Source organism: Myroides profundi (assembly GCF_000833025.1).
Lineage (GTDB): Bacteria > Bacteroidota > Bacteroidia > Flavobacteriales > Flavobacteriaceae > Flavobacterium > Flavobacterium profundi_A.
Map to the genome: position 1 here is coordinate 219,159 of NZ_CP010817.1, position 13,641 is coordinate 232,799.

A 13,641-nucleotide genomic window follows, 5' to 3' on the forward strand; every position below is an offset into this window, starting at 1 on the left:
AATGGATGAGATCAGAATTAATCAGTTGGCATTTGGCTTAGGGATATTGTATACAATATGGCTGACTTATAAAATAATAAAGCGTTCTTCTCGTAATGGAACCAAAACAGGATGTCTAGGGATAGGGTATATATACCTTATCGTGGTATCTATTTCTTCATTAGCGATAGGTGGGACAGTAGCCTTGACGATGATGATCATTACGAAGACACAGACTGTATATAACGGAGATAAATATGAGGCACGTGTGGTATCCTATACGAGTTATGAGAAACGTAACTCTGATGATAATGGATATACCACGATGTATACGCCTACAGTACATTTCACTACTAAAGGAGGTGAAGTGGTAGAATATGAATTTGACTATTCTAGTAGCGGTATGCCCACCGTAGGTGATAAACACACAGTATATTACGATGAAGCTAATGAGCGTGTAACCACCTTTGGGCTAGGGACAGTAGCGTTGATACTCGCTTTTGGGGTGATGATCGTTATACTTGTATATCTTTTTGTTGGGATGATGATATATGCGATGAACTGGTCTATGGATAGATATAAAGAGATAGGAGCATTCTTAGGGCTAGCTATAGTATTGCCTTTGATTATGATCTTGTTTGATGGAGCTATGATATGGGCATTATTTGATGGTAAGGACAAACCGCTTTGGGTTAATATCATCTTAGTGTTTTTTAGTTTGGTACTGTCATTGGCTATTTGGGGGTATCTGAAGAATATCTATGGAGATGGTCTAAAGAATATGGGGATGAATAGAAAGGGAATAAGAAGAGTAGATAACGCTAGGTTTGGGAATACAACGAGAAGGGGGTAAGTAGGTGTCTAGGTGTGAATTAGATGTTTGGTTTTTAATGCTTTCTTTTTATAAAGTATCTTTTTTCTATTAGATAGTATATACCTAATATCAAGAATATAAATAGACTATACTGCAAAGAACTAATAAAGTCTTTTCTGTCAATTAGCAAAGACCAAAGTAGGTTAATAACTAGCAAAACCCATAAAAAGTAATATGTCTTTTTGCTCATAAAGATTTGTTTTATAATAAGTTATGTTTTTTGTGCTATATAGAGTTATTAATTTCAAAGAGAATAGAGTAATAAGTATAATTATCAAATAAATAGATTTACAACACCTTCTCAAAACACAGGCTACTCTCCACACCTTCGTATTGACCGTAGTTAGGGATAACAGTATACTTATTCTTTCTGTATAATATCTCTGCTTGTATCTGTAGTTTACCCATCTCTAAGATACAGCGTGTATAACCTAGCTCTAGACTCCACTTTTCTAGTTCAGTTAGTACTATAGAAGCGACGCCTTTACCTCTAGCAATAGGGGAAGTATACATACGCTTAACTTCCATAGTATGTGAGTCATATTCTTTGATAGCTCCACAGGCTATAGCCTGACTGTCTTCATAGATAACAACAACGTGGTTGATATGATCTACTTTATTGTATTGATCAAAGAAGTCATGTTCATCACCATCAGTTGTTTTGAGGTATTTGTCTAGTTCTATGATGAGGTTTAGAAAGTCTTTATTGTCAGAATTGGTTCTTATGATGGTTGGCATAGTTTGATGTTTTGTGGGTTAAAAATACTGTTTTTTAAAGTGCTATTTATTTCATTGGAGAAAAACTATTCGTTAAAGTTGCGTATCTTTATAGAACGTGATTATTAAAAGCAAGTGTAGATATGGACTTAGATTATGAGAGTAGATTTTATATCGTATGGATACTATCGAGTATTGTGATAGGTGTCTTTGGTGCTATATTGTATAAAGTGATACAGGATATTAAAAAGAAAGAAGTAACTAAAGTGCAGTATATCATGGCTTTTATAGGTAGCTTTATCATCGCTTTAGCCTTTGAGTGGGTGTTATTCTATCTTGCTTTATAGATAATATATGATTCTAATGAATAGCTTATGAAGAAAGTCTTAATGGGTATAGTCTATATACATGGGTTGCTATTATGGGGAATCTATATCCTGATATATGCAGTGGCTAAGTTCTTTTTGCATACCTGTAGATTAGGTAAAAAGAAGATTAGGCAATGAATCTTATAACTGTGATCAATGTATGGTTGTTGAGTATAGGGTATTAAAAAGGCCGTCTTAGTGAGACAGCCTTTATGATATTATTCTTTAGTGACAATCTGCATTGTCTCTCTGTTTACTTGTTTTAATAATAATGTTTTATTGCCAAGTATCTTCTGTGCAGAGTGATCGTCGAAGTGTCTTATGGTATATAGAGACACATTCTCGTTATAGCTCACCTTAAACTTATCTGTAAGTAATAGTCTTACATCTTCGAAGTGATTAAACTTATCTTCTACACATACAGAGAAGCTAATAGCAGAGTTCTGTATTACATTTACCTTAATATTATACTCTCCGAATAATTTAAAAATATCACTGATATTCTGCTCCATGATAAAAGAGAAATCTTTAGAGGATAGTGATATTAATAATTGGTTCTTCTTCACAATAAAACAAGGAACATGAGGAGTCAATGGCGCTCCTTTAGATACATTCGTTCCTGGTAATAATGGATTTAAGAATGACTTTACATATAAGGGTATTTCTTTTTGACGCAATGGCTGTAAGGTCTTCGGATGGATGACTGACGCACCGTAGAACGCTAGTTCTATTGCCTCTTGATAAGAAATATGTTGTAGTAGAGTCGTATCTTCAAAATAACGTGGATCAGCATTCAGTACTCCTGGTACATCTTTCCATATCGTTACACTTTCAGCGTCTAATGCATAAGCAAATATAGCTGCAGAGTAGTCAGACCCCTCTCTTCCTAATGTAGTAGAGAAACCGTTGTAGTCAGAGCCAATAAATCCTTGTACAATGAATAATTGTTTTGTACAAATCTCTTTTTTGATATTCTCTATCGTGATATCCCAGTTTACATCAGCGTCTCTGTAGACTGTATCTGTTTTGATTAAGTTTCTTGAGTCTAGCCAAGTGTTGTCTATACCTGATTCTAGTAGGTAATAGTGTAAGATAGTAGTAGAGATAATCTCTCCATAGCTTACGATTTGATCATAAACGAAATTGTAATTAGGAGATTTATTGTTCAGTAAGAAGTAAGTAATAGAATCAAATAGCTCTTTTAGTGATGCATAGATATCGTGATCTTCATTAGGGAATAATTCTCTAACAATCGTATAGTGATAATCTTTAACTACATCAACAGACTCTGCTAAGTCAAATCTATTTTGAAAATAGTTGTGTACGACTACCTCTAAGGCATTCGTCGTTTTACCCATTGCAGAAGCAATGATTAGGCTATCTTCATAGCCCACTGTTTTTAATACGTTACAAACGTTTCTTACATTTTCTGCGTCTCTTACTGAGGCTCCTCCAAATTTGAATACTCTCATTTACTTAGATTGACTAAATTGTTCTATTCCGTTTTGATCCATTTGTACAGTATACCAATCTTCTAATACTGTCGCTCCGGATTTTTTATAAAAGTTAATAGCCGGCTCATTCCAGTTCAGAACTACCCATTCTACTCTTCGTACACCTTCTTTCTTCGCGATATTCATTATTTCTGCATACAGTGCATATCCCGCTCCTGTACCTCTAGCAGCTTCTGTGACGATAAGATCTTCTAAGTGAATTGTCTTACCTTTCCAGGTAGAATATCTATTGTAGAATAAAGCCATGCCGATGATTTTAGAATCTAGCTCAGCAACAATAACATTAAATAAAGGATTTGCTCCAAAACCATCTCTGATTAGGTCTTCAGCAGTAACTACGACAGCATCAGGTTCTTTTTCGAAAGTTGCTAGTTCTTGTATTAATGCTAATACATCAGGCATGTCTTGAGGGGTTGCAGATCTAATATTCATTTTAGTTATTGATTTAATGGTTAATGTCTTCGGTTAGACAACAAAATTAACGATATTTGCACTGTAAAATACACAACTTAAGAATCATTTTTGAAAATGACAACAGAAAGATCTCAAACTTTAGGAGAGTTTATCATTGAAAAACAAGAAGACTTTAAATACTCTTCTGGTGAGTTATCAAGATTAATTAACTCTCTTAGACTAGCTGCTAAAGTAGTAAGTCACCAAGTTAACCAAGCAGGTTTAGTTGACATCGTAGGTGCTTTTGGAAAACAAAATGTACAAGGTGAGCAACAGCAAAAACTTGATGTTTTTGCAAACGAAGTATTCATTAAAACACTTATCAATAGAGAAATCGTATGTGGTATCGCTTCTGAAGAAGAGGATGATTTTATTTCTATCCACGGTAGAGATAACAGCAACGAGAACAAGTATGTAGTGCTAATGGATCCACTAGACGGTTCGTCTAATATCGATGTGAATGTATCAGTAGGTACTATTTTCTCTATCTATAGACGTGTGACTCCTATCGGAACTCCTGTAACAAAAGAAGACTTCTTACAAAAAGGAGAGAATCAAGTAGCAGCAGGATATATTGTATACGGTTCTTCTACGATGTTAGTTTATACTACAGGTAATGGAGTACATGGGTTTACATTAAATCCAGCGATCGGTACATTCTTCTTGTCTCACCCGAATATGAAGATTAATGAGGATGGACATATCTACTCTATCAATGAGGGGAACTATGTACACTTCCCACAAGGGGTAAAAGATTACTTAAAGTACTGTCAAGCAGAAGAGAATGATAGGCCATATACTTCTAGATACATCGGTAGTTTAGTATCTGATATTCACCGTAATATTCTAAAAGGAGGTATCTACATTTACCCTACTAGTACTAAAGCTCCTAAAGGGAAACTAAGATTGTTATATGAGTGTAATCCTATTGCATTCATCATTGAACAAGCTGGTGGTAGAGCATCTGATGGTTATACTCGTATCATGGAGATAGAGCCAACGGAGTTACACCAACGTGTTCCTTTCTTCTGTGGTAGCAAAAACATGGTAGAAAAGGCAGAAGAATTTATGAAGAAATAAGAAGTATTTCTATAAAATAACAAGTGAGCTAATCCAAAAGATTAGCTCACTTTTTTTATTTTTTAAGGTTGTGAATTTCTTCTATGAAGGTATCTATATCAACATTTAAGACTAATAACGATAGAGATTTATCTACTAGATAATCGATATTATTAGTGAAACCTAATGCAACAGCAAATTTCTTTAATATCTCTTTTTGTTTTGGTCCTAATACGTGATTTACATATACCATTCTTGCCAGATCGTATAATCTTTCGATACGATTGGTCTCTAAATAGGGAGGGTTGACAGGATAGCTCTCTGGGTTCTTTAATATATTCGCATAGTCCTCGTCACTGATTTCTAGGCGAACAGCTAGTTCATCTAAGAAAGCTTTTTCTTCTGTACTACAATGTCCATTCGCTAACGCCACACGTACTATCGAAGCAAAGTGGCCTTTGTTTCTCTCTCTAAATCCTAAATCAAATAATTCTGAGTATGACATTTTTGTTTGTTTTTTGGTTAGTAAATTGGTTCAGTTCATTGAATCTAATATAATGATAAATTGTGGAGTTCATAGTTTTTTTATGATATTTTTATGCTTATCATAATGAAGCGGGTTTTTAGTAGTGAGTTTATAATAGATTATTCGTTTAGATAGTAAATTAGATAAACGAAGTAAGTTCCTATTCTAAGATTGGTGAATTAACAAAAAGGTTTGTGTATTTTTGTTAGATCAAAGGGATAGAGAACTTTGTAAATATTTCTGATATGAATGAATCAAAAATAACTAAATATGATAAGGCTTATTTGCGTATGGCTCGCGAATGGGGACAACTATCATATTGTAAACGAAAAAAGGTAGGGGCTATTATTGTAAAAGATAGAATGATTATTTCTGACGGATACAATGGGACACCTACTGGTTTTGAGAATTGTTGTGAAGACGAAAACGATACTACGCACTGGTATGTGCTACATGCTGAGGCTAACGCTATCTTGAAGGTAGCTAGTTCTACACAGAGTTGTCAAGGGGCTACACTTTATATCACGATGTCTCCATGTAGAGACTGTAGTAAACTTATCCATCAGGCAGGGATTACTAGAGTGGTGTATAGTGAAGGTTACCGAGATACAGAAGGGGTAGACTTTTTAGAAAAGGCTGGGGTGGATGTCGTATTTCTTCCAGACCTTGATTAATATCTACTGTAGATGAAAAAGTTTTTTTGGCCTCTGATTATATCGATTTCTTTATCCTTAGGTATTTTACTAGGAGGTTTTCTTGTATCTGCTTCTTATCGTGGAAAAACAGGTTTTTATACCAATCATAATAAGCTTAAATTAAATCGATTAATTGATTTTATAGAGAAGGAGTATGTAGATAATGTAGATACTGACTCTATCGTCGATAGAACAGTGACTACTATTCTAGAACAACTAGATCCACACTCTATCTATATCGGCAAGAGTGAGCTACAGTCTGTGACGGAGTCTATGCAAGGTAGCTTCGTAGGGATAGGGGTGAACTACTATTACTATAAAGATAGTGTCGCTGTAATCAAAGATATCGTAGATGGCCCCGCTTTTAAATCTGGTATACAGCCGGGTGACCGTATCATAAGTGCTGACGGACAGCATCTGTATGGAAAGGAGATGACCTCTGATAGTATCGCTAAATACCTAAGAGGGGAAAGAGATACTGATGTAAAATTAGAAGTCTATCGTAAGACTGTAGGTAAGAAGCTAGACATTGTGGTCAATAGACAGCCTATTCCTATTAAGAGCGTAGATGCTGCATTTAAGTTATCAGACGGTAGAGGATATATTAAGCTCAATAGATTCTCTAGTACGACTTACGAGGAGTTTAAAAAGGCGTTAGAGGATCTGATTACACAAGATATTTCTAGCTTAGTCCTTGATTTGAGAGATAATGGAGGAGGATATATGGATCAAGCAGTGAATATGCTAAATGATTTATTAAAGAAAGATCAGGTAATCGTAAAAACTGTAAATAAAGGTGGTCAAGAGAGAGTCACCAAGTCTAAAGGAAGTGGTCTCTTTACAGATAAGCCTCTTTATGTGCTGATTAATGAGAATTCTGCTTCTGCTAGTGAAATTATAGCTGGAGCGATACAAGATAATGATAGAGGTACTATCGTAGGGCGTAGAAGCTTCGGTAAAGGACTTGTACAACGAGAATTGATGCTAGGTGATGGTTCTGCTATTAGATTGACTACAGCTCGTTATTTCACTCCTTCTGGACGATCTATACAGAAACCTTATACGATGGGTGTAGAAGAGTATAATAACGATTTTAGAACGAGATACGCACATGGAGAGTTATATGCTGCTGATAGTATAAAAGTAGCAGATAGCCTACAGTACAAGACCTTAAAAGGACGTGTAGTCTATGGAGGTGGTGGTATAGTACCGGATATCTTTGTTCCGATAGGGAATAAGCATGGAGATGACACTGTGGTACTTCTTATGAAATCAGGTATTGTGAGTTTCTTTGTATTCCAAGAGATTGATAAAGAAAGAGCGAAGTTTACTAATATGTCTAAAGAAGAGGTGATAGACTATGTGATGTCTTCTGATAGAGTATTTAAAGCTTATATTAAACATCTAGAAGGCAATAAACTATTCTTCAAATTAGATAAACGAAAACAGATTGTGAAGCGATTCTTAGTCGGAGAGTTTTTAAGTCAATTATACACTAGTGAGGATTATTATCTATGGATGTTAGAAGTAGATCCTATGATTAAAAAGATAGATGGGAAAACCTTATAGTTAGGAAGAACTCAAAATACTAATAGTAAAGCATTGTGATTATCACAATGCTTTTTTTGAGGGATATAGTGTTACCTATTTATTTCTTATTGTTTATGATAGCGTAGTCAAAGGATAGCGATAGCATAGTGATCGCATACTTTTAACCCTTTTTTATGCGAGCAGTATCCGATAACTATGCGACCATTATGCGATAAGTCCAATTAAGGTGGATATAACGAATCGCTGTGTTTGTATGTATAGTGTTGAAATGAAGGTGGTTGTTTGGTTTTTGTGTAGGCTTAGCCTTGTCGTATGTATAAAAAAATAAAGGAGCCTCATTGAGACTCCTTTATCGTTATTTATTGTGTTCTGATTACCAGATTTTAACTCTTTCCTCAGGTTTGATGTATAATTTATCACCTTCTTTAATATCAAATGCTTGGTAGAAAGCATCTACGTTTTGAAGAGGTACATACGCTCTGTAGTGTCCAGGAGCGTGAGGGTCAGTTTTCACTTGGTTTTTAATTGCCTCATCACGAGCTTTAGTTCTCCAGATAGTTCCCCAAGAGATAAAGAAACGTTGTTGAGGTGTGAATCCGTCGATTAGACCTGGATCACCATTTTCTTTTAAATAGATTTGTAATCCGTCATAAGCAGCATTAACACCACCTAAGTCTCCGATATTCTCACCTAAAGTGAATTTACCGTCTACGAATACACCTGGTAGAGGCTCTAATGCGCTGTACTGAGCAGCTAAAGCATCACCTAATTTAGTGAAACTAGTTAAGTCAGCGTCAGTCCACCAGTTGTTTAAGTTTCCGTTTTTATCATAACGAGCTCCTGAGTCATCAAAACTGTGAGAGATCTCGTGTCCGATTACAGCTCCGATACCACCATAGTTAATCGCTTCGTCAGCTTTATAATCATAGAATGGAGGTTGTAAGATAGCAGCAGGGAATACGATTTCGTTATAGATAGGGTTGAAGTAAGCGTTCACTGTCTGTGGAGCCATTCCCCAACGAGATTTATCTACAGGTTTACCGAAGTCTTCCATGTTTTTAGCAAAATCCCATTTAGTAGCATTCTTCATGTTTTCGAAGTGATTACCACCGTCTTTAGGAGCTTTAATATCCATAGCTGAGTAATCTTCCCATTTGTCAGGGTAACCGATTTTCACTGTTGTAGTTGCTAATTTTTCTAAAGCACCTTTTTTAGTTTCTTCAGCCATCCATGGTAATGCTTTGATACGATCACCGAAAGCTGTAAGTACGTTTTTAATCATCGCCTGAGCTTTTGCTTTCGCTTCAGCAGGGAATTTTTTAGCAACGTATAATTGTCCTAAAGCTTCTCCTACAGTACCGTTAACTACAGCTAATGCTCTTTCGTCAACAGGTCTTTGTTCTTTAGCACCTTCTAATGTTTTAGAGTAGAACTCCCAGTTCGCTTTCTCCATTTCAGTAGACAAGAAGCTAGCATTTTTGTTCACTAAAGTCCATTTCATATACGCTTTGATATCTTCGATATTCTTAGCAGAAAGGATTTCGTTAAGCGCTTTCATGTATTTCGGTTGAGATACAATTAGCTTTTCAACGTTCTTTAATCCTGTAGCAGCGATATAAGCATTCCAATCAACAGCAGGTGTTAATTTTTGAAGCTCAGCTACTGTCATAGGGTTATAAGTAAGACGGCTATCTCTACGCTCTACTCTAGTAAGGCGAGGTTCAGCCATTTTAGTTTCGATCGCTAATACACGTTTAGAATCTGTAGTAGCCTCTTCTTTAGGCTCACCAGCTAATTCTAACATACGTGCTACGTGTGCTACGTATTGGTCACGTTTTTCAGTGATGTCTTTATCTTTTAATACATAATAATCACGATCAGGTAAACCTAAAGAACCTAAACTGATGTATACTGTATTCTCTTGAGAGCTTTTTGCATCTGCATATACGTAGATAGAATATAATCCTAATCCTCCTTCAGTTACTAATTCGTTGATTAGTTTAGTCGCATCTTCTGGAGTTTTGATTGCATTGATTTTATCTAAGTAAGGTTTAAGAGGAGCTACTCCTAATTCATTTCTCTTAGCTTCATCTAAGTAAGTTTGGAATACAGCTACAGCTTTAGCTTGATCAGATTTAGGATCAAGTTTAGAGTCTTCAGCAGCCTCTCTAAGGATAGCAAGGGCATCCTTATCTGTGTTTTGTCTTAATTCATCAAAACTTCCCCAACGTGTTCTGTCATTTGGAATTTCTGTTTTGTCATACCAAGCACCGTTTACATAACGGAAAAAGTCATCACCAGGCTTTACATTTTTATCCATGTATTCTAGGTTGATTCCATGAGCTACTTGATCTTCTTGCTCTGTTGTATTTTTAGCATCTTTACAAGCTACTAATGATACTACAGCGAAGGCAGAGGTTAATAAAACTCTTTTGTTCATAGTATATAATTAATTTTGTTCCTATTGATATTCTAACAAAAATAGAAAATATCTTTTATAATCGTATTTTTCTATACTTTAAATAAGACATCTTGTATTTATCATGTCTTTAACCTTCAGGTTAAAAGGGATTTTGTAAGTTTGTCGAAACTCTATTTAAAATGTTACACTTTTTCAAGAAATATAAATACTTTTTTATTTTCTTCTTCCTTTTATGTGCAGGAATCATGGTGATGTTCTACAATGCACTGAAGTATAGAAAATCACTACCAGTATATACACCAGCAATGGTGAATCCTGAGATGGTAGATAGTTTAATCCAACATGAAGCCAATAAACAGAAGCACAAGATAGCTGCTTTTAAGTTCTTAAACCAGAATGGTGATACAATTACAAATAAAGATTATGAAGGACATATCTATGTAGCTGATTTCTTCTTTACGACTTGTACTACGATTTGTCCTATCATGAGTGATAATATGGTTTGGCTTCAAGATAAGATTAAGACTCTGCCAGGCGTTAAATTATTATCACACTCAGTAACTCCTGATATCGATAGTGTGCCTGTGCTAAAAGAATATGCACTACACAAAGGGGCTGATGATAAGATATGGAACTTAGTAACAGGGGATAAAAGAGATATCTATTATATCGCTCGTAACTCTTACTTAGCTGTGAAGACGGGGTCTCCAGAAGAGATGTATGATATGGTACACACCGAAAACTTTATTCTAGTAGATGGCAATGGCCGTATCCGAGGATTCTATGATGGTACTAATCTAGATACTCCTGATAAAGAAACTAAGAATATGCAACAGCTATGGGAAGATATCCAATGGCTTTATAAACATGAAAATAATAAGGCGAAATAATCAAGTTATTACAAGGTATAGTCCCTCTACATTTATTAGATAATGTAGAGGGATTTCTTATATATGTATATTTCTGTTTCTTAGCAATGAATCAAAATAAGCTAATAATGAAAAGGTTGTGTGGTAATTATAGTAGTATTAATACTGATAATAATTAGGATTATAGTTCTATAATCTTTTTTATTGATTAAATTTGCAATATGAATTAAATCTAAATAAGGTGAGTACAACTTTAGACTTATTAAAAAGAAATGAAAAAGGAGTGATAGCAGATTTCGATATGCACAAGGTTCCTTTAAAACTATTGGAAATGGGATGTCTACCTGGGAATTCGGTAGAACTATTAGAGGTAGCTCCTCTAGGTGACCCAATATATTTGTGTATTAATGATACACATTTATCTATTCGAAAAGAATTAGCTAAAGAGATACAAGTAGAATTAATTGGCTAATTAGATTAAGATATTACATATAGTTGATGAAAAAAGATATAAAAGTTGCCCTAATAGGTAATCCTAATGTAGGGAAAACCTCTGTATTCAATGCCCTGACAGGCCTTAACCATAAGATAGGAAATTATCCTGGTATTACTGTAGATAAAAAATCTGGAGTAGCGAAGTTAGATGATAAAGTAAACGCTACTATTATCGACTTACCTGGAACATATAGTATTAATGCGAGTTCTGAAGATGAGCGCATTGTGTTAGATTTATTATTTGATCCTACTAATGATGACTTTCCAGATGTTACTGTTGTAGTAGCTGATATAGAAAATCTAAAGCGTAACTTATTACTATTTACCCAAGTTAAAGAACTTGGTGTTCCTACGATACTAGCTGTTAATATGGCTGATCATATGGACGAGAAGGGGATTAGTCTTAAGATAGCTGAGTTAGAAAAGAAATTAAATACAAAGATTGTTTTAATCAGTGCGAAGAAAAAACTTGGTATTCAAGAGTTAAAACAAGCAATATTAAATTATAGAACGTATTCTATAGAGCCATGTGTTAATGCTACAGCAGTAGACACAGAGTTCTTTAGTAAACTTGCTTTGACATTCCCTAACCTTTCTGTATTCAAATTGTGGATGATCTATTCGCAAGATATCAAAATCGGAAATATAGGGAAGAAAGAAATAGAGGCGAAGGGAGTTCATTTGTCAGAAAGTGAAATCAAAAAGCTTCAACATAAAAAGACAATCAAGAGATATCAGTTTATCAACGACGTTTTAAAAGAAACGTACTCACGTGATGTCAATAAAGCTACAGATCTTCGTTCTAAAGTAGATAGAATACTTACCCATAAAGTGTATGGATATCTAATCTTCTTTGCGATTATGATGTTGGTCTTCCAGGCTATCTTTGAGTGGTCAAGTATTCCGATGGATTGGATAGATGAGCAGTTTGCTAATCTTAGTTCTTGGGTACATGATACGATGGAGCCAGGTAAGCTTACAGATTTGATAGCGGATGGTATCGTACCAGGTATTGGAGGGGTAATGCCTTTCATCCCTCAGATTGCTATTCTATTTATGTTTATTTCTATCTTAGAAGAGACAGGGTATATGAGTAGAGTGGTGTTCTTAATGGATAGATTAATGCGTCCATTCGGATTAAGTGGTAAATCAGTAGTGCCACTTATCTCTGGTAATGCATGTGCTATTCCGGCGATTATGTCTGCTCGTAATATTGAGAACCCTAAAGAAAGATTGATTACAATACTTGTAACACCGTTTACTACGTGTTCTGCTCGTATTCCAGTATATATTATCATTATTGCTTTAGTAATCCCTGATACACGTGTATTTGGGTTCTTAAGTATACAAGGATTGACATTGACGTTATTCTATCTAGTAGGATTCTTAGCAGCTTTATTGTCTTCTTGGGCATTGAGTAAATACATTAAGAGCGAGCGCAAGTCATACTTCGTAATCGAGATGCCAAACTACCGTACTCCTATTATTAAGAACGTAGTGGTGAATATGTATGAGAAGACTAAAGCATTCGTAGTAGGTGCAGGTAAGATTATATTCGTATTATCGATCATCATTTGGTTCTTAGGTGCTCATGGACCTGGAGAACGCTTTGAGAATGCTGAGAAACATATTACAGAAGTTTATCAAGATAAAGAGGTAAGTGAAGAAGAATTAAGTGAGCATATCGCTAGTTATAGATTAGAGAATTCTTATATCGGTATTCTAGGTAAAACAATAGAACCTGTAATCAAACCTCTAGGGTATGACTGGAAAGTAGGTATCGCAGTATTGTCTTCTTTCGTAGGACGTGAAATCTTTGTAGGAGTACTTGGAACTATTTATAATGTAGGATCTGGGGATGAGAATGATGAAGATGGACGTATTAAACAAAAAATGGCAGCAGAGATATGGCCTGATACAGGACAACCAGTCTTCACGCTAGCCAGTGGGGTGTCACTAATGTTCTTTTATGCTTTTGCGATGCAGTGTACAGCTACAGTAGCAATCGTGAAAAGAGAGACTAAGTCTTGGAAATGGACTATCTACCAATTAGTGTTTATGACTGTTTTTGCGTATGTCGCAGCTTTAATAGCATATCAACTTTTAAAATAAAGTAATT

13 protein-coding genes are annotated in these 13,641 nt (G+C 35.2%); 8 read left to right on the forward strand and 5 right to left on the reverse strand.

What is annotated here, in order from left to right:
- Position 1: 1 nt before the first annotated feature.
- Entirely contained in the window at positions 2 to 832 is an 831-nt protein-coding gene (locus MPR_RS00965) for a DUF3592 domain-containing protein (RefSeq protein WP_041888440.1), read from the forward strand.
- A gap of 309 nt (positions 833 to 1,141) precedes the next feature.
- Here MPR_RS00965 and MPR_RS00970 read toward each other — a convergent pair whose 3' ends face one another.
- A complete protein-coding gene (locus MPR_RS00970; RefSeq protein ID WP_041888442.1) occupies positions 1,142 to 1,591 on the reverse strand; it encodes a GNAT family N-acetyltransferase in 450 nt (149 codons plus the stop codon).
- A gap of 122 nt (positions 1,592 to 1,713) precedes the next feature.
- Here MPR_RS00970 and MPR_RS00975 point away from each other — a divergent pair, with 122 nt between their 5' ends.
- Positions 1,714 to 1,917, forward strand: a complete 204-nt coding sequence (locus MPR_RS00975) for a hypothetical protein (protein ID WP_041888443.1) — start codon at positions 1,714 to 1,716, stop codon at positions 1,915 to 1,917.
- Positions 1,918 to 2,156: 239 nt separating this feature from the next.
- Here the strand turns inward: MPR_RS00975 and MPR_RS00980 are convergent, their stop codons facing one another.
- Both MPR_RS00980 and MPR_RS00985 read right to left on the reverse strand, forming a co-directional pair.
- Positions 2,157 to 3,410 carry an aspartate kinase gene (locus tag MPR_RS00980; RefSeq protein WP_041888444.1) on the reverse strand — a complete coding sequence of 418 codons (1,254 nt, stop codon included), beginning with the start codon at positions 3,408 to 3,410 and terminating at the stop codon, positions 2,157 to 2,159.
- Complete coding sequence (locus MPR_RS00985) at positions 3,411 to 3,884, reverse strand: GNAT family N-acetyltransferase (protein ID WP_041888446.1); 474 nt, start codon at positions 3,882 to 3,884, stop codon at positions 3,411 to 3,413. It lies immediately after the preceding gene.
- 96 nt (positions 3,885 to 3,980) lie between these two features.
- On the opposite strand from MPR_RS00985, the gene fbp reads away from it, so the two are divergent.
- The gene (fbp, locus tag MPR_RS00990) at positions 3,981 to 4,985 is read left to right on the forward strand and encodes a class 1 fructose-bisphosphatase (protein ID WP_006257725.1); all 1,005 of its coding nucleotides are present in this window, start codon (positions 3,981 to 3,983) and stop codon (positions 4,983 to 4,985) included.
- A gap of 55 nt (positions 4,986 to 5,040) precedes the next feature.
- On the opposite strand, the gene MPR_RS00995 is transcribed toward fbp, so the two are convergent.
- The gene (locus MPR_RS00995; protein ID WP_041888448.1) at positions 5,041 to 5,469 is read right to left on the reverse strand and encodes a fructose 1,6-bisphosphatase; all 429 of its coding nucleotides are present in this window, start codon (positions 5,467 to 5,469) and stop codon (positions 5,041 to 5,043) included.
- A gap of 266 nt (positions 5,470 to 5,735) precedes the next feature.
- Between MPR_RS00995 and MPR_RS01000 the strand changes: the two genes are divergently transcribed.
- Complete coding sequence (locus MPR_RS01000; RefSeq protein WP_006257722.1) at positions 5,736 to 6,164, forward strand: deoxycytidylate deaminase; 429 nt, start codon at positions 5,736 to 5,738, stop codon at positions 6,162 to 6,164.
- A gap of 12 nt (positions 6,165 to 6,176) precedes the next feature.
- A complete protein-coding gene (locus tag MPR_RS01005; protein WP_041888450.1) occupies positions 6,177 to 7,754 on the forward strand; it encodes a S41 family peptidase in 1,578 nt (525 codons plus the stop codon).
- A gap of 355 nt (positions 7,755 to 8,109) precedes the next feature.
- Here MPR_RS01005 and MPR_RS01010 read toward each other — a convergent pair whose 3' ends face one another.
- Positions 8,110 to 10,176 (reverse strand): M13 family metallopeptidase, encoded by a 2,067-nt coding sequence (locus tag MPR_RS01010; RefSeq protein ID WP_041888452.1) that lies wholly within the window; start codon positions 10,174 to 10,176, stop codon positions 8,110 to 8,112.
- 161 nt (positions 10,177 to 10,337) lie between these two features.
- Between MPR_RS01010 and MPR_RS01015 the strand changes: the two genes are divergently transcribed.
- The 3 genes from MPR_RS01015 to feoB all read left to right on the forward strand — a co-directional run bounded on the left by MPR_RS01015 (position 10,338) and on the right by feoB (position 13,634).
- A complete protein-coding gene (locus MPR_RS01015) occupies positions 10,338 to 11,048 on the forward strand; it encodes an SCO family protein (RefSeq protein ID WP_041888454.1) in 711 nt (236 codons plus the stop codon).
- A gap of 220 nt (positions 11,049 to 11,268) precedes the next feature.
- The gene (locus MPR_RS01020; RefSeq protein WP_041888456.1) at positions 11,269 to 11,499 is read left to right on the forward strand and encodes a FeoA family protein; all 231 of its coding nucleotides are present in this window, start codon (positions 11,269 to 11,271) and stop codon (positions 11,497 to 11,499) included.
- Between the two features lie 26 nt (positions 11,500 to 11,525).
- Entirely contained in the window at positions 11,526 to 13,634 is a 2,109-nt protein-coding gene (gene feoB, locus MPR_RS01025; RefSeq protein WP_041888457.1) for a ferrous iron transport protein B, read from the forward strand.
- Positions 13,635 to 13,641: the final 7 nt, after the last annotated feature.